Consider the following 16988-nt stretch of genomic DNA (forward strand, 5'->3'; position numbering starts at 1 on the left):
ACACGATAAACACTAAATAGCACTGTTACTTTGCCATGAGAAATAACACGGTAACCCTGCCTTATAACCGACAAAAATAGTAAGTAGTAATTAACATGATAGGCGGTACGTGGAAATGGTAACGCTCAATATAGACACGATAAACACTAAATAGCACTGTTACTTTGCCATGAGAAATAACACGGTAACCCTGCCTTATAACCGACAAAAATAGTGAGAATAAATAAATGTGGAAATGGTTACACCCTTACGCAAACCCGGAAGTATCTTATCGCCTCACCAATAAGTTATTACCTTGGCTAAGTGCGCTTGCGGCAATATTCCTGAGTATAGGCTTAGTATGGGCACTACTATTTGCCCCTGCTGATTATCAGCAAGGTGACAGCTTTCGTATTTTCTATGTTCATGTACCGGCAGCCTCTTTGTCTATGGGCATTTATTTTGCCATGGCCATCGCAGCATTTAGCAGTTTAGTATGGCAATTAAAACTTGCTGATGCCTCTGCTGCTGCCATGGCGCCGGTCGGTGCTGCATTTACGGCTATAGCGTTAATTACCGGTGCTGCTTGGGGTAAACCTATGTGGGGCACATGGTGGATTTGGGATGCACGTTTAACGTCAGAGCTCATTTTATTGTTTTTATATTTAGGGGTTATTGCTTTACACAATGCTTTTGAAGATAAAAACTTAGCCGGTAAAGCGGCAGGAATATTAACCCTAGTTGGTGTGGTCAACATTCCAATTATTAAGTACTCTGTTGACTGGTGGAATACTCTTCATCAAGGATCAACGTTAAGTAAGCTAGAGAAACCATCGATGGCACTTGAGATGTTATGGCCATTTATCTTTTGTTTTATTGGATTTTCTTTATTAGTTGCTGTAATTATCAGCCTGCGTTTTCGTAATGAAATTTTAGCGCGCAATAGTATTCGTCCTTGGGTGCGTGAGTTAGTAAAAAATCATACCCGTTAATAATTAGCATCAAGTTGGAGAGCACTCAATGCAATTTAATAGTTTTAGCGATTTCATCAATATGGGCGGATATGGTTTCTATGTCTGGCTTTCTTTTGGTGCCACCGCTTTGATACTTAGCCTTTTATTGATCAGCTCTAAAGCTGGTCATCAGCAGATCATCGACCAAATAGCTAAGCGCAAGCAGCGAGAAGATAAACTCCGCCAAGCCAAAGAACTGCGCAAGCAACAACATGAACTCCACAATAGAGAATTAAATAAGGTATCTGAATAATGAATCCACGCCGTAAAAAACGTCTGGTTATGGTCGGCTCCGTCCTGATTGGCATCAGCGCTGTCTTTGGTCTTGTTTTATATGCATTAAGTCAAAATATTGATTTATTTTTTACCCCTTCTGAGATCACTCAGGGTAAAAAAGAGACCGGTTTAAAACCAATTTTTGGCCAACGTCTTCGCATTGGTGGCTTAGTGGTCCCTGGAACGGTAAAGCGCGACCCTGAGAACTTAAAAGTATCATTTAAGCTCAGTGATATGACCATGCCTATTGTCTTCAAAGATAGCGACATTACGGTTACTGTCTATTATGAAGGAATCTTGCCAGATCTATTTCGTGAAGGCCAAGGCATAGTCGCCAATGGCACGCTAGTCGACCACCCGCTTACTGGCTTAAGTATTGAAGCCAGTGAAGTACTTGCTAAACATGATGAAAACTATATGCCGGCAGAGCTAGCTGAGGCTGCTGGTAAAAAACATGAAAAAGCCACTTACACTGATAAACAACTACAAAGTAAAAGTACTAACGGCTATTAATGAGATAGACACAACAAAGGTGACATTGCTGTCACCTTTTTTTGTTTTTTTTACTTAACCACATTATCAATAGCAGTGTTTATTACTGCCATTGTTTATCAATGCTAATACTCATCAACAAGTTTATCACCGACGCTATTAATCACGTTAACGTCACCGTCACAAACCGCCACTATGGTTTTACCACGTTTAAATTCTTGTGGAATGATCATATCGCCATAGGCGTTTAGGTTAAAGGTTTGTGTTTTCCGATACATAGCTAAGTCGTCATCACAGCAATAGATAACGGTTACTTTCCTTTTAGCTGCAGACATAATTAAATCCTTTTAAATCATTTAAAGTTTAGTTTTTTTATTTACTTCCCGCTAAAGTAGCTAGCCACTTTCATTTGCCAAGGCCATAAAAGTGGTCAGACCTTAACCAGTGAGCTAATACTATAATGGTTCGACCAGTACGTCAACACCTGGACCAACCAGTAAGCCATGTTTTAAACAATAATATTTCATATGCTATGACATTATTCACTATAGGTTAAGCTATTGAATTTTAATCATAAAAAAACCTCAAGCTTACCTAGTTTAAACAAGGCAGCATTGAGGTTATTGTTACTAGTGTTTTAAATGCCAGCCTAAAATAAACGTAGCAAGCACTATTTTAGGCAATTATTTCCAAGATTTCATGTTACAGCCTTTAACAGCGTAGAATAAAATAAACAAATAACAAGGTAACATAACAATATAACCGCCTTGAAGATCTACCGCTTGACCGCTACTACCACTTGCTATACTCCAGAATAATGGACCAAATGCACCACCTGAAATCCCCATAACTAAAAGCGCAGAGCCAACACTGGTTAACTTACCCATACCTGAAAGTGCTAATGGAAAAATAGCAGGCCAGACAATGGCATTAGCAAGTCCTAAGAAAGCAATTAAAATCAAGGTATCGGGTAATTGCGCACCACCAAGGATAAAGGACAGTGAGTTAGCAATGGCAAACGAATTGTTATCACCCAAAATAACACCCAAACTTAACACTAAACCAAAAACGGCAGAAACCATCAAGGCTTTTTGTTGCGAGATAAACCTAGGGATAAGGGTAATACCTAAAATATAACCAAATACCATACAAGCCATGGTATATGAAGTCATCACACTATAGCTTTCAACCCCTAAAGCCAGTGCGAAAGCACCAATAGTATCGCCGGCGATAACTTCTACTGCCACATATAAAAATAGTGCAACAACACCAAGTGCCAAGTTAGGGTGAGCAAGCGCCTCTTTTAGTTGACCTTTATGTTCACCCTCTTCTTCTTCACTCGGTAGTTCAGGTAAAGGAGCTTTTTTGATGCCAAAAGCTAATACACCAATAAAAATAGCAAGTCCTAAATACGGGGTAATTAAGCTATTTGCCATGTCATCAATTTGACCTTGTGTTAATTCAACACCAACGGTATCAGTAAAGCCACTTAAGATTAAGGCAGTAAATACGATAGGCGCTACCACACCAGCACCTTTATTTAAGATGCCCATAATTGAAATACGTGCTGCCGCTGACTCTTCAGGGCCAATACGGACAACGTAAGGGTTAACGGCTGTTTGCAGTAATGTTTGTCCTGCGCCCATTACTAATTGTGCTAACAAAAATAAAGGAAACATTTGTGTTTTAGCGGCGGGAATAAACAATAAAGCGGCAAATGTCATTGTAGCTAGGCCTAGCGCCATGCCATTTTTATAGCCCACTTTACGGATAACCAAGGCAGAAGGTAGCGCGGTAAAGGTCACCGCGATATAAAATGAAAATAATATAAGTGATGCTTGAAAGGGGCTTAGTTGCAAAACCTGTTGCAAGTAAGGCATCAAGGAGCCATTTAACCAGGTGACGAAACCTAGAATAAAGAATAGCCCAGCGACGATTATCATCGGCACGACATTACTCTGTTTTTTCTCTTGTTTTTCTTGCGTGAGTGACATTTCCATAACTTCCTCGTTATCTTGCATTGTTATTATAGTTTTTGCGTAAAATTATTAGTGTAAATTAAATTTTCCGACCTGAAATCCAAGTCTCTTTTACCGATAAGTCATCATTTAATACCACCATATCAGCTTGTTTTCCTGGCATAAGTTCACCACGAATAACAGCTTGGTTTTGATATAAATATTGTGCCGGGTACAAGCTGCCCATACGAAGTGCTTCATCTAAAGGAATACCCAAGCCTTGGTGGGTATTTTTAACGGCACTAGCCATATCTAACGAAGAGCCAGCTAGCTCCCCCGTGGTTGAGGTAAGTTTGCCATTATCAACATAAACAGTGCGGTCATATAAAGCGAATTGAGTTAGTGTGGTACCCACTGGCGGCATAGCGTCAGTGACTAAGAATATTTTACCTCGGGGTTTAGCTTGAATCGCTAATTTACAACTGGCGTAATCGACATGAAAACCATCAACAATTAAGCCACAGCTAGTGTTGTTGTTTAATAGCGCCGCGCCAACAACGCCAGGCTCACGCCCCTGTAATGGCGACATAGCATTAAATAGATGAGTAAAGCCACTAGCGCCGGCATCGATTGCTTGTTGAGTTGTTTGATAATCGGCATTGCTATGACCTAAGCAAACTTTAATACCTAACTTAACCATACGCTTAATATCATCAGTACTGACTGTTTCGGGTGCTAGGGTGACAATAACCTGGCCAATATCTTGACGGGAAAGAACCTGCCACTCTGCGGAGGAAAGACCGCGGATATAATCAGCACAATGAGTGCCTTTTTTCTCGATTGATAAATGTGGCCCTTCGAAATGAATACCAAGAATACCAGCGACACCAGTTGATATTGCTTGGGCAATAGCATCGGCGGCTTGCTGCATTACTTCAATTTTATCGCTAATCAAAGTGGGCATCATAGCTGTAGTACCAAACCGAGCATGAGCAGCCATGATTATTTTTAGCTTATCAACCGAGGGTGAGTCGTTAAATAATGCCCCGCCACCACCGTTAACTTGTAAGTCGATATAACCAGGAACCACAAGTCCTTTCGCGGTAACATCTACCTTACTGGTGTTTTGGTCAATGTCGGTAATTTTACCGGCCACTATAGTCAACACTTGATCATCAAGAAAAGCATGTCCGTCAAATAGTCGTTTAGCATGGAAGCGCATTGGTGTCATTAGCTGTCCTAATTTATCAAGTTCAAGTGGTTATATTGAATTATACTGGCATTACGCCGATTACTGTGCCGACTGTTTAGCTTGTTGCTGCCGAGCAAAAAGTATTGAACCAACTTCCGGTGGGTTTAATGGCTCAGCAAGATTCGCCTTTATATCGCCTGCTAACCAAGATTTTAATCTCGGTGTTAGTCCGCCAAGCATAGACATACGTGGTGGCTTTTTTTCCGCTAAAGTCCGAGCAATGGCGTTAATATATTCAGCACCCTCATAGACAATAGCCAAGGCAACTTTATCGCCTAGCTCTGCGGCATCAAAAACTAAGTTTGCTTGCTGGGCATAGTAGGTCGCCTTTTGACTGGCAACGGCTTCAACTAAATCAGTATCGTCTTTGCAGTTAAGTTTTTTCAACAATACAGCTGACATCAAGGTTGGTGCGACCAAGCCATCAAGAGATAATAATACCTGTTTAACCCCTTGTAAGCCAAACCAAGCACCGCTGCCTTTATCGCCATGGGGAAAACCATGAGCGCCAACGATAGTGTGTTGTTCATCGACACAAACAAAGCCACAAGAACCGGTACCGGCGATAATCACCGCGCCATCACTACCGTTATGGGCACCTAAACAAGCAATTAATAAATCGGTCGCTAAATGCATCGCTTTAAAAGGATGCTGCCAAGCAGCCATTTGCTCATAGAGCCCAGGTAAATTAACACCCGCTAAACCAACACCGGCAACTAGCTCATCCAGTTTGATATGGGCTAAACCTGCATCAGCTAACGCCAATTTAGCCGACTCAGTAATAGAATGTGTTGCTTGCTCAAAACCATGCAAGGGATTGCCGGGACCTGACATGCCTGTACCAAGTATTTCATTATCTTTATTCATAATAATGGTTTTGCATTTACTGCCACCACCATCAATGCCTAAAAATAATTCATTGTTTTTGTCACTACTTGTCAGCATACCGATCCCATGTTAACTGTTCATATTTTTATTTTTTGATTTTTTCATCTTAGCTACAAATGACAGCGTTGTCATTTGTTTTTTTTGATAAAAATTAAGCTTTCATTACAAGTGTAATTAAATGTAAATTAACTGACTGATAATACTAGATAAATACCAGTCAGATCATTTTAGCGTTATTATTTTACTTGGGTGATACGGCTGGTTCTCAAACCATTGGTACTACGACTGCGGATACTTACCTGACCAGAAACTGCAATAGGATCTTGATAAATAAGCCAGTTTTCGCCGTTTACTTGATACTCTATGGTTAAGCCTGGGAAGGCAATATTGGCATGTAACTTCCCTGCTTGCACAATAGCGCCTACGGTAGGTAAACGGTAATCGACTTGAGCTAACTCAAGCTTGGCAAACTCTTTTTGCCCTAAGGTATTAGCAAATAAAGACCATTGGCTATCACGCAGGGCTTGCATTTTTGTGGTGAAGGTATTGCTCTGTGATGAATATTTAGCGCCTTGATAGTTATAAGGCACCGCCCAGTCAGCTAGATGCCAAGCACGCTCAGCTAAAGCTAATAAACGTGGGAAAATCTTATGCTCCACCATATCATCAGTGCGAACATTTTCACTCCACAATTGCCCCTGAATACCTAAGAACTTTTGCCCAGCGGCCAATGGCGTTTTGGTATCGTCAGCAACATAAGTATTATCTTCTCTATCGAGCCAAAATTCAGCATGAACAGGCAAGTTATCCGGCATAAATTGGAAGACTTTTTCAGTATTGGTATGACGTGATGCCCAATAGTAGCCATGCTCCTTAGGATCCGCTTCATGGGGGAAATCAAAATATAAAACATCAGGACTAGAAATAACCACTTGCCAATCTCGGTTTGCTAGCTGGTGAACCTTATCGTGACCGCCCCAAAATAGCGTGTCCCAAGCATTAACTTGCACAATAGCTGGCATATTATCGACGTTAGTATGCTCCATACCATCACTCCAACCCGCTGTTTCAATATCAAGCTCTGATAAGATACCGGCAACACGTTCAATGAAATAAGCCCCTAACTCACTCATTTTAGTGACACCTTTATCATTATTAGCAACAAAATCTATACAAGCAGGAGAGTCTAACCATGCCCCTGCGGTTTCATCGGCGCCAATATGATAACGGGTCAGCGGTTGACCGGCATCGGCATGAATCTTCTTCACCTGGGTCATCACTTCAATGACAAAATCATAAGAAGACTCTAAACAAGCATTGATGGTGTTATCAGCATAAAATTGCACCGATGCATACTTGGTGGTATCTTCAAAATCTTCTAGTAAGAACTGTTTCGCTTTTGCTTCATCTTCTAAGGCTTGATATTTTTTATAACGTGCCGTCATCGCCTTAATTGCAGCACGAGAATGACCCGGCATATCAAGTGATGGGATCACTTGAATATGACGCGCGCTTGCTGCTTGTAAAATTTCTTGATAATCACTGACGCTGTAATAACCATTTACCGACGAGTTTTCATCAATGCCTGCACCTAGTTGCGGCATTAAGCAATGCTCTTCAGTAACATCAAAACAGCGCTTGGCGCCAATATCCGTTAATTCCGGTAAGCTTGGAATTTCTAAACGCCAGCCTTCATCATCACCTAGATGTAAGTGTAATTTATTTAATTTGTAAGCTGCCATTTGCTCAAGCAGGGTTAAAATAAATTCTTTTGAGTGAAAATTACGCGCCACATCAACTAACATGCCACGAAAAACATAATGAGGTTCATCATCAATCACTAGCATGGGTATACGCGACTCGCCCACGGTCACAAGACTGGCTAATGATTGCAAGCCATTAAATACGCCATTACCGTCAACACCCACTATGGTAATGGCTTTTTCTGTAACCGTTAAGCTATAGCTGCCGATAACTTTATCGTCATCTTTAATAATACTTAAGCGTAGTGGTAAGCCGGTAGTACTTTGCTTCACGCCTAAAGTACTTAAACGTGAAAGGGCCGCATCAACATCAGCGTGGTTAACATTGCCTAAAGATACAGCAACACCTTGGCTAATATTGGCATAGCCCCTATTAGCATCGATACTCACGGATTTAGGCGTAGGAATAATTGCTTGGACAACGCCGAGCTGGTCTTCAGTGAGCACAGCGTTACGTTGATAGAGTTTTTCCGGGGTTAACCATTGCGTCTTATCGGCGGCGCTGCGCTTAAACTGGCGCTCAATATCGGTAAAGCTAGCAACATGAGGCAGCATTTCTAAGCCTGAATCGGTATCAATAAATGGCTTAGTGCTGGCAATTACCCTAGCCTCTAGACCGGGCGCACTGACAATGTAATTTGGCATCACATCGGATTCGGCTAATGACCAGAATTGTGCGCGAAAGAGTAAGCTTTTACTTTCACCCGCAGCAAAGCCGGAAAAATTATCTTTTAAGCTGATCTGATGTAAATCACCGTTTAGGTGTTTTACGCTGAAATCATCACTTTCAAAAGATTGAATTGGGGCAATTTGGCTAAAATGAATGGTCCAGTCTTTTGCTGCTATGGCTTGTTGCGCGGTAAAGGTTAACTCCACTTCAAAACAGGCACCATCGGCAACTTCACGGTCGCATTTATCACTGGGGATATTAGTAACCACACGATAGTTAACCTGTAAATGCTGGGCTATTTTATCAATGTCACCTTGACTGACTGAATAGATGGCTTGTAAGTTAATTTTTTCCCCGGTATCAACGGCTGGCGCTGGAGATTTTTCACAACCGAGTAAAGATAAGCTAGCGGCAATAGTAAGCGCTAAGACTGTTTTATTCATCTTGCTAATGTGCATGTTAAAGGACCTTTTACAGCGTTATTTGATAAGCTGCTCTGCTTTAGATATTATTGTTATCATAACTATCTATAATTTTGACAGCGCTGTCAAAAATATAGAAATTAAATAAATTAAAAGATAATCTAATTACAAGATTACCCACTTTCTTTTGTAAAACTTGATTGTTTTATCTTCACGCAGCCACACTACGATTTAGAATTCACCCTATTTTTCAAGCGAACACTTGATATACTTTTTGCCGACTACTGCCATAAAAAGACAGCTGACAGTGGTAAAATACTCATTTGCATCTATGGAGAATAACGACATTACCAAAGCCCTGTTTTTGATAACCCCCAACAAAAGTTGCAATAACAATATCAAAAAATCAATTAAGATTTCGATTTTTCCATTGCACTCTTTAGCCCCATCAACCAATCCTTGTGTTTTAATAAGTGCTGGTCTGCTTGTTCGACTAAACGATCATTGTTTTTTAAAATAGTACGACTCATTTCTATTTCTTTGTCCGATAGTATTGTCTTTTGTGTCTCAAATTTCATACCGTATAAAACATAAAGAAAATTTTTCTCATTAAACAAATCAAATCGACTGAAAAAGTCAGACTGTTGTGGTGGGCAGAGTTTAAATTTTTGCAAGCGTTCTTTTAACTCAGCTGATAAAAAAGTTTCATCTTGGTTATCTAACCAAAAATCAGAATCAGTTCTATCAGACAAACAATAATGTAACTTGATAAAATCGACAGTTCGTTCCCACACATAAGTAACTACCTTATTGAAATAGGGAGCAATAGTTTCAATATTTGTTGAGTCGCGTGGAAAGTTTTTTGCTAATAATTCAGCTGAAAAATCAGAAAGTAATATGGAGGTTGCTTCTAAGGGCTCAAGAAACCCCTGAGCTAAACCTAAAGGTACACAGTTTTTACACCAAAACTCTTTTCTGTAACCAACCGCCATTGGCAGTTTTTTAGGCGATAGATCTTTTTCATTTACACCTAAATACTCAGCATATAAAGCCAAAGCCTCTGACTCACTCATATACTTGCTTGAGTATACAAAGCCGGTGCCCCTTCGCGTTGTTAAAGGAATATCCCAAATCCAACCTGCTTTATGTGCTGTGGCGGTTGTATAAGGATTAATATCTTCATCGGATTTCAGTGGCATGGGTTGCACAAGCGCAGTATCAACAAGCAGCTCTTTTGCTTTACTTTCAAAGGGAACCGCTAAGCCTTTACCGATAAGGACAGCAGAAAACCCACTACAATCAATATAAAAATCAAAAGCTAACTCATCGCCATCCGCTGTTATTAAGTGGCTGATATTACCTTCATTACACCTTTTAATTCCTTCAATGGTGGCAAATTGATGTTTAACCTTAAATCTTTTTTGTGCATTCGATGCCAATAAATTAGCAAATTTGGCGGCATTAAAATGGTAAGCGTAAGATAGCTCCCCCTCATACTCACCAGAGTTTTTCATTTTAGGCGATAAACCAAGTTCCGATATTCTGGCTTGAACCCCTATATCATCAAAAGATTTACTGCCCTCATAAGAATTCCAATAAGGCGTTACATTAAAGCCATTGGGATAGGGGTCATCGAACGAATGATAATAATAGTTTTCACCATGTTTAATTGGGTCGAGCCAGTTAACAAATTTAACACCTTGCTTGAATGTTGCATCGCAGCTATTGAGTAATTCGGCTTCTGAAATACCAAAGCGTTTTAATCCCTTCATAATATAAGGGACTGTGCCTTCACCGACGCCAATAGTAGGCACGTCTTTTGATTCAATAACTGTAATTTCTATCTCGGCATCGGCACTGAGTTCACAACCAAGATGGTTTGCAGCTAGCCATCCCGATGTTCCGGCACCAACTATTGCTATGCGTTTAATTTTCATATGCTTTCTCCGCAATATATTACTAATAAATTAAAATTACATAAAAGCCATTTTTTGTACATAAAAAAAAACCCAGTCGAGACTGGGTTTTCATCATTATACTCAGTGATTAGAACTTATAGCTAGCACCTAGCTTGTAAGTTGTTTCACCGTTGAAAGACCAAGTTGGGTAACCGTCTTGTAAAGCAGGTTTAACTGCTGTACCAACAGCAGCGGCACCGTATTGAATATCGTCTTCAGCAAGTACATTAACAACTTCAAGTCTTAAAGTAAGACTCTCTGTTGCATTCCAACCGAATGTTAGGTCTAAAGTACCAAAATCATCATGCATACGGTTACCGTAGTATTTACCATATTCACGAACCATGTACTCTGAACGCCAGTTATAAGCAGCGCGTGCTGAGAAATCATCATTTTCCCAGTAACCAACTAAGTTGGCAGTATGCTCTGAAGATTCTGTAAACTGACCAATTCCATCAGTATAAACTTCAGCAGGAGCACTACCATCAGCATAGGTGTAGTTAGCATTAATACCAAAACCATTGTCCCAAGCTTGGTTTATTTGTAGTTCTATACCATGAATTTTACCACCACCAGCATTTTTGTAATTATTTACTGTCCAATCATCCGCAGCAGGGTCAAGGTCATTGTTAATGACACCAATTTGTTGATTATACTCTGTAGTTGCTACGATAAAATTTTCTATATCTTTAGTAAATAACGTCGCAGAAACTAAGTTACCGTCACCATAGTAATATTCAATACCTAAATCAGCCTGAGTTGACTTCATAGGCTTTAAACCAGGATTACCATAAGTAATTTCTTCATTGCCTTGACGATCATCTGGATAACCAGAAAGACTTGATAAGAATAAATTATCATAGTTTGGACGAGTTATTGCTTGCGATGCTGAGAAACGTAAAATCACATCCTCAGATAAGTCATACGCTAAGTTAAAGCTAGGTAAGAAATCATCATAGCTATCTTTAACACTATGTATTTCTTCACTCCAACCTTCGTTTACAGCGAGAGCATCAGCAGGAGAGTTATCTACAACATGGCCATTAGAAGTTACATCAGTGCTAATATAACGAACACCGAAGTTACCGCGGTAATTATCACCTTCAAAAGTGAACATTCCGTATAACGAGAAGTTATCTTCTTCAATTAAACCATATGCAGAACGGCTATAGGCAAATTGATCAACTAAGCTGATTGTAGCGTTAATCATTGCATCTAAATTTCCTTTAGGTACAGTGTAACCCGCTTCACCTATTTCCATTGTGCCACTGTATAGGTCTGAAGTATTGAAAGAGTTCTCGCCATCACCGTAAATTGCACGGTATTCAGATTTTTCAAATTCATGTTGAGTATAACGAATGCCTGTTTCAAACTTAGTAATTACACCTAAGTCTAAATCAAAATCAACATCTAATTGTACATAATTCTCTTCATCAGAGTTAGGACCTTGAGTACCAGTCCATTGAGATGTGCCAACAGTGGTATCAAGTTGATCTTGAGTAAAACTCATATCACGACCGTTGATATCGATTTGTTTACCCGTAGCGTCAACTTGACCAGCCCATTTGACTTGACCAAAGTTATCGCCCCACCAGCCATAACCAAAGTTAGCAGTCATTTGAGTGCCACCTTCAGCACTAGTGTTACCAGCTACTGCAGAAATAGCGAAACCATCACCTTCATATGAACCATTAATTTCAAAGGTATTAGAGGTCATTTCGCCTGTACGTGCCCAGTTTTGGAAGAATACACGAGATGCATTCGCTTCAGAAGTATCACTTAATGTACAAACACCAGCATTATTGAACTGCTGACAGTTACTAGCACCGTCGCCCCAATCGGTATCAGTTTGAATGTACATGTTAGCACCAAGACTATCAGCGCCAAGTTTTAAAGATAAAATGTGAGCACCAAACTCTAAATTATCTGTTGGGCGGTATTGAAGAGTTGCATCTAAGGCTGTGCGCTCTTGGTTTTGTAAGAATCCTGAAGGTTGAATAGACGAACGGCCACCCCAATCTAAATCAGACTCAGTACCACGACGTAAATATTCGCGATCAACATAAGAAGCAGAAACTAAAACACCGAATGTTTCATCATCATTTTTCCAGCTGTATAAACCAGATAATTCAGGGCTAACAGTTTCGTTAATTGAACCGTATTCACCTTTAACTGATATAAAAGCTTTGTTCGCTTCTAAATCGAAAGGCTTAAGTGTTTTAACAATAACAGTACCACCAATACCACCTTCAACAAGGTTGGCTTGGCTAGATTTATAAACTTCAATACCTCCAATAAGTTCAGACGGAAGCATTGAGTAGTTAAAAGAACGGTCAATATTTAATTGATCATACCAACCCGTTGATGCTACGTTTTGGCCGTTTAATGTTGTTAACGTCATTAAAGGGTCAGTACCACGAATAGAAACTGATGAACCTTGACCGAATGAACGACTGACAGTAACACCAGGGATACGACCTAATGCTTGACCAACATCTGAATCTGGGAATTGGCCAATATCTTCAGCGCTAATTGAATCAACAATAGCATTTGAAAAACGTTTGGCATTTACGCTAGCTCTGTTAGAACCACGGATACCGGTTACTTGAATGACTTCTACTTCATCTTTATTTATTTTTGAAGCTGTTTCTTCGGCTGCTATAGCTTGTGATGATACACCCGCTAGGATCATAGCAATTGAACTTGCTAACACGCCTTTTTTAAATGTTTTAATTGACATCGACTTTCCCTTACACATGTTTTGTTTTTAAAATGTTTTTATTTTATTTTATTTATAATATTTTTTGTTTTACGACAGCGCTGTCAATATTTAATGACAACGCTGTCATAAGAGCTAAGAAACCATACCGTTTATTTTTACGTTTGACCAGAATAATTTAACCAATAGTTACATAATGACTACATAAATTCACAAAGAGTATGAATTAATAGGTTTTTTTTAATATATTATTTTGTTATTAATTACTGAACTATCTAAGATCATCACTTTCTGTATAAAAAAAATACGTAAAAGGGCACAAAATGATTTTTTATTCTACTTTATAGAATAAAAAATCAGCTGGTGCTAGAGGATAAGGCAAACAGATATTTTACTGACTTAATTGATTTGTGGATAAAAAAAAGCTAATGCCACCCTAGGTAGACATTAGCTTTTAATAGTGTGCTTTGCTTTTAGTAACGCTTTAAAGGTTTAGTTTTACTTGCTGGCGCTATTTTGCTGACTGATAAAACTTCAGTAAGCTTGCCGTTGAACAATCATGTTGCTCAGAGATATTGTTAGTTTCTAATTCGTCTTGAATTTCTGCCGCTAGCCCCTTACCAAGCTCGACCCCCCATTGATCAAATGAACATATTTGCAAGATGATACCTTGTACAAAAATCTTATGTTCATAAGCGGCAATTAAGCTACCAAGGTTTCTAGGGTTGATACATTTTAATAAAATGGTATTGGTCGGTCTATTACCCTTATGGACTTTATGTGGTGCAACTTTATCGATGTAATCTTGAGTACGACCTTTAGCTTTAAGATCAGCACGGACTTGCTCTTCATTAACACCCGTCATTAACGCTTGGGTTTGGGCAAAGAAGTTTGACATCAGCGTTTCATGATGTCCTTTTACCGGCGTTACACTTTTTACCGAGCCAATAAAGTCAGCGGGTACGACATTATTACTTTGATGTAGATACTGATAAAAAGCATGCTGGCCATTAATGCCAAGCTCTCCCCAAATAGAGGGCACAGTGGCATAGTCTACTTCATCACCATCCCAAGTCACCGACTTACCATTACTTTCCATTTCAGCTTGTTGTAAATAGGCGGTCAGCATATGCAATGTTTGATCGTATGGTAAAATAGCTTGTGACTGTGAGCCAAGGAAGGTGGTATTCCAAACGCTGATCAAGGCTAAAATAGCAGGGAAATTATCTTTTAATGGCGCGTTGATAAAGTGCTGATCCATATCATAGGCACCGCTGAGTAACTCTTTAAATTTATCAAAGCCTAAATCAAGAGCGATGGCAAGACCAATAGCCGACCATAATGAGAAGCGACCACCAACCCAGTCCCACATATCAAAAATATTTTTCTCTTCAATACCAAAACTCATGGCATTTTCTTTATTTGCGGTTACGGCGACAAAGTGTTTAGCAACCGAGTTTTCGTCAAAAGACGCGCTGGTTAACCAATTAATAGCAGTACGAGCATTGGTCATGGTTTCTTTGGTGGTAAAGGTTTTACTTGAAACAATAAAAAGTACTTTTTCAGGCTCTAGTGGACGTAGTACTTCAACAATTTGCGCACCATCGACATTAGAAACATAGTGAACATTAACACTACCATCACTATACTGTTTTAATGCTTCGGTAACCATTTGAGGGCCAAGATTTGAACCACCAACACCTATATTTACAATATCGGTAATACGCTTACCAGAGTAACCTAACCATCGACCTTGACGGACCTTATTAACAAAAACCTCCATCTCGCCGAGCTGTTTTTGCACCTGATCGGTGACATTTTCACCATCAACAATAAGAGGTTTATCATGTGGACGGCGTAACGCGGTATGAAGTACCGCGCGATCTTCAGTTTGATTGATTTTCTCACCAGCAAACATCTTCGCGCGCCAATCACAAACTTTTGTCTCTTCGGCTAAAGCAAGTAATGCAGTCATGGTTTCACTATCAATAAGGTTTTTAGAGTAGTCGAGCAGCATGTTGGGTAATTCAATAGAGAACTTATTAAAACGTTCACTGTCTTGTGCAAACAAGGTATTCATGTGCTGAGATTTTTTATCTTTGGCAAGTTGCTGAAGCTTTTTCCAGCTAGCTAATGCTTGACGAGATGACATACAAGTTCCTATAAGATGATTTAGACACGATTATCGACTTTGCCACAAGTTTCAACTGAGTGTTTACTCGATTTAATCATTATGACTTGCAAAAATTACATGATACCCTATAAAAAAATGACAGCGCTGTCAATTGTTAATACTCTACAGAATACTGTAAAAGCAGGTAGATTACCACCGAACAGCCATGTAATAATAACAAAGCATCTGGTAGAACCAGTCAATTTATAATAATAACTGCAAGGTTACCTGCAAATGAAAGCGACAATAAATGACGTAGCAAAACGTGCCGGCGTATCAATAAAAACGGTTTCTCGTGTTATTAATAATGAAACTTCAGTACGCCAATTGACACGAGAGAAAGTACAGTTGGCTATTGATGAACTTAGCTATCAACCAAATTTATCTGCTCGTAATTTAGCAGGGGCAAAATCCTACTCAATTGCCTATATATATGATAATCCCAATGCCTATTACATTATTGATATGCAGAAGGGCATCTTATCAGCCTGCAAACAACATGGTTTTGAGTTATTAATTCACCCTTGTGATGCAAAAGATAAAGATGTTAGCAAAGAGGTGGTAAACATGGTCAAGCATGCGCGTATTGCTGGCTTAATTTTAACACCGCCTTTATCTGAAATGCCTGACTTTGTAAAATCGCTAGTAGAGCTTGATGTTAAAGTTGTCCGTATCCTCTCTGGTGATGTTGCCCCTGATGATCTTAGCCCTTGTGTTATGGTCAATGATAGAGATGCTGCGCAAACGATGACCCAACACCTTATTGATTTAGGCCATAAAGATATTGCCTTTCTAGCCGGTGACGCGGAACATATGTCGACCATAGAACGCTATAAAGGCTATCGGCGAGCACTAAAAGCCAGCAATATTGAGTTTAATAAAGCCCTTGTTATTGAAGGTGATTACTCGTTTGATTCTGGTGTCAATGGTGCGAAAAAATTAATGTCTAAGCAAACGGCTAATACCCGCCCTACTGCCATATTTTCGTGTAACGATGAAATTGCCGCGGGGGCATTATTTGCCGCAAGATTAATGAATATCTCTATTCCAGAACAATTATCTATTGTTGGTTTTGAAAACAGTCCCTTTTCCCGCCAAACTTGGCCTAAATTAACTACCGCTGATCAGCCAAATAAACAAATTGCCGAAGATGCGGCAAAGTTACTTATTAGTCAAATTCGTAAGCAAAAAAATCCGATCACTATAAGTCAATATGTACCAAAAATTATCGTCAGAGATTCTACCGCTAGATGTTAAATAGCTGACTTGTTTTAGGCTTTACTCGACGTGTTTTAGCCGATAAGTTAGTTTTAAGGTAGGGAATTCAGCAAATAAAAAATCTTTATGCTGTTAACTCTGCCGGCTATGCTTAAATTGAAAATACAGATTAGGCTGATTGTCGCCCGTAGCAATGCTCACCTAGTG

General features: G+C 39.5%; 12 protein-coding genes. 4 read left to right on the top strand and 8 right to left on the bottom strand.

From position 1 onward, the window contains the following. Nucleotides 1-227 precede the first annotated feature (227 nt). Genes MTCD1_RS14825 through ccmE form a run of 3 tightly spaced genes read left to right on the top strand, consistent with a single transcriptional unit; the run spans nt 228 to nt 1781 of the window. Nucleotides 228-971: a heme ABC transporter permease gene (locus tag MTCD1_RS14825; RefSeq protein WP_057179887.1), complete on the top strand. Its 744-nt coding sequence runs from the start codon at nt 228-230 to the stop codon at nt 969-971. Nucleotides 972-999: 28 nt separating this feature from the next. Next, nucleotides 1000-1245 carry a heme exporter protein CcmD gene (gene ccmD / locus MTCD1_RS14830; protein WP_057179886.1) on the top strand — a complete coding sequence of 82 codons (246 nt, stop codon included), beginning with the start codon at nt 1000-1002 and terminating at the stop codon, nt 1243-1245. Then, nucleotides 1245-1781, top strand: coding sequence for a cytochrome c maturation protein CcmE (gene ccmE / locus MTCD1_RS14835; RefSeq protein ID WP_057179885.1), 537 nt, complete (start codon nt 1245-1247; stop codon nt 1779-1781). The genes ccmD and ccmE overlap by 1 nt, the downstream gene beginning before the upstream one ends. 104 nt (nt 1782-1885) lie before the next feature. On the opposite strand, the gene MTCD1_RS14840 is transcribed toward ccmE, so the two are convergent. From MTCD1_RS14840 to pgi, 8 genes are all read right to left on the bottom strand, one after another. Then, on the bottom strand, nt 1886-2095 hold the full coding sequence (locus MTCD1_RS14840; RefSeq protein WP_057179884.1) for a TIGR02922 family protein: 210 nt from the start codon (nt 2093-2095) through the stop codon (nt 1886-1888). Between the two features lie 348 nt (nt 2096-2443). Beyond that, nucleotides 2444-3760, bottom strand: coding sequence for an N-acetylglucosamine MFS transporter NagP (gene nagP / locus MTCD1_RS14845; protein ID WP_057179897.1), 1317 nt, complete (start codon nt 3758-3760; stop codon nt 2444-2446). Nucleotides 3761-3818: 58 nt separating this feature from the next. After that, nucleotides 3819-4949 (bottom strand): N-acetylglucosamine-6-phosphate deacetylase, encoded by a 1131-nt coding sequence (gene nagA / locus MTCD1_RS14850; RefSeq protein WP_057179883.1) that lies wholly within the window; start codon nt 4947-4949, stop codon nt 3819-3821. Nucleotides 4950-5009: 60 nt separating this feature from the next. Beyond that, entirely contained in the window at nt 5010-5915 is a 906-nt protein-coding gene (nagK, locus tag MTCD1_RS14855; RefSeq protein WP_057179882.1) for an N-acetylglucosamine kinase, read from the bottom strand. A 179-nt stretch (nt 5916-6094) separates the two neighbouring features. Beyond that, on the bottom strand, nt 6095-8734 hold the full coding sequence (locus MTCD1_RS14860) for a beta-N-acetylhexosaminidase (protein WP_057179896.1): 2640 nt from the start codon (nt 8732-8734) through the stop codon (nt 6095-6097). A gap of 389 nt (nt 8735-9123) precedes the next feature. Continuing rightward, nucleotides 9124-10650, bottom strand: coding sequence for a tryptophan halogenase family protein (locus MTCD1_RS14865; protein ID WP_057179881.1), 1527 nt, complete (start codon nt 10648-10650; stop codon nt 9124-9126). A gap of 109 nt (nt 10651-10759) precedes the next feature. Beyond that, nucleotides 10760-13411 carry a TonB-dependent receptor gene (locus tag MTCD1_RS14870; protein WP_057179880.1) on the bottom strand — a complete coding sequence of 884 codons (2652 nt, stop codon included), beginning with the start codon at nt 13409-13411 and terminating at the stop codon, nt 10760-10762. Between the two features lie 490 nt (nt 13412-13901). Beyond that, complete coding sequence (gene pgi / locus MTCD1_RS14875; protein WP_057179879.1) at nt 13902-15542, bottom strand: glucose-6-phosphate isomerase; 1641 nt, start codon at nt 15540-15542, stop codon at nt 13902-13904. Between the two features lie 255 nt (nt 15543-15797). Between pgi and MTCD1_RS14880 the strand changes: the two genes are divergently transcribed. Then, entirely contained in the window at nt 15798-16820 is a 1023-nt protein-coding gene (locus MTCD1_RS14880) for a LacI family DNA-binding transcriptional regulator (protein WP_057179878.1), read from the top strand. The last annotated feature ends 168 nt before the right edge of the window (nt 16821-16988 follow it).

The sequence above is a fragment of the Colwellia marinimaniae genome (genome assembly GCF_002207865.1).
GTDB lineage: Bacteria > Pseudomonadota > Gammaproteobacteria > Enterobacterales > Alteromonadaceae > Colwellia > Colwellia marinimaniae.

What these genes read in the sequence shown, in the direction of transcription:
- MTCD1_RS14825 (WP_057179887.1), top strand. Translation starts at nt 228, where the DNA reads ATGTGGAAATGGTTACACCCTTACGCAAACCCGGAAGTATCTTATCGC.
- MTCD1_RS14880 (WP_057179878.1), top strand. Translation starts at nt 15,798, where the DNA reads ATGAAAGCGACAATAAATGACGTAGCAAAACGTGCCGGCGTATCAATA.
- ccmE (WP_057179885.1), top strand. Translation starts at nt 1,245, where the DNA reads ATGAATCCACGCCGTAAAAAACGTCTGGTTATGGTCGGCTCCGTCCTG.
- MTCD1_RS14860 (WP_057179896.1), bottom strand. Translation starts at nt 8,734, where the DNA reads ATGAATAAAACAGTCTTAGCGCTTACTATTGCCGCTAGCTTATCTTTA.
- MTCD1_RS14870 (WP_057179880.1), bottom strand. Translation starts at nt 13,411, where the DNA reads ATGTCAATTAAAACATTTAAAAAAGGCGTGTTAGCAAGTTCAATTGCT.
- nagK (WP_057179882.1), bottom strand. Translation starts at nt 5,915, where the DNA reads ATGCTGACAAGTAGTGACAAAAACAATGAATTATTTTTAGGCATTGAT.
- pgi (WP_057179879.1), bottom strand. Translation starts at nt 15,542, where the DNA reads ATGTCATCTCGTCAAGCATTAGCTAGCTGGAAAAAGCTTCAGCAACTT.
- MTCD1_RS14840 (WP_057179884.1), bottom strand. Translation starts at nt 2,095, where the DNA reads ATGTCTGCAGCTAAAAGGAAAGTAACCGTTATCTATTGCTGTGATGAC.
- MTCD1_RS14865 (WP_057179881.1), bottom strand. Translation starts at nt 10,650, where the DNA reads ATGAAAATTAAACGCATAGCAATAGTTGGTGCCGGAACATCGGGATGG.
- nagP (WP_057179897.1), bottom strand. Translation starts at nt 3,760, where the DNA reads ATGGAAATGTCACTCACGCAAGAAAAACAAGAGAAAAAACAGAGTAAT.
- ccmD (WP_057179886.1), top strand. Translation starts at nt 1,000, where the DNA reads ATGCAATTTAATAGTTTTAGCGATTTCATCAATATGGGCGGATATGGT.
- nagA (WP_057179883.1), bottom strand. Translation starts at nt 4,949, where the DNA reads ATGACACCAATGCGCTTCCATGCTAAACGACTATTTGACGGACATGCT.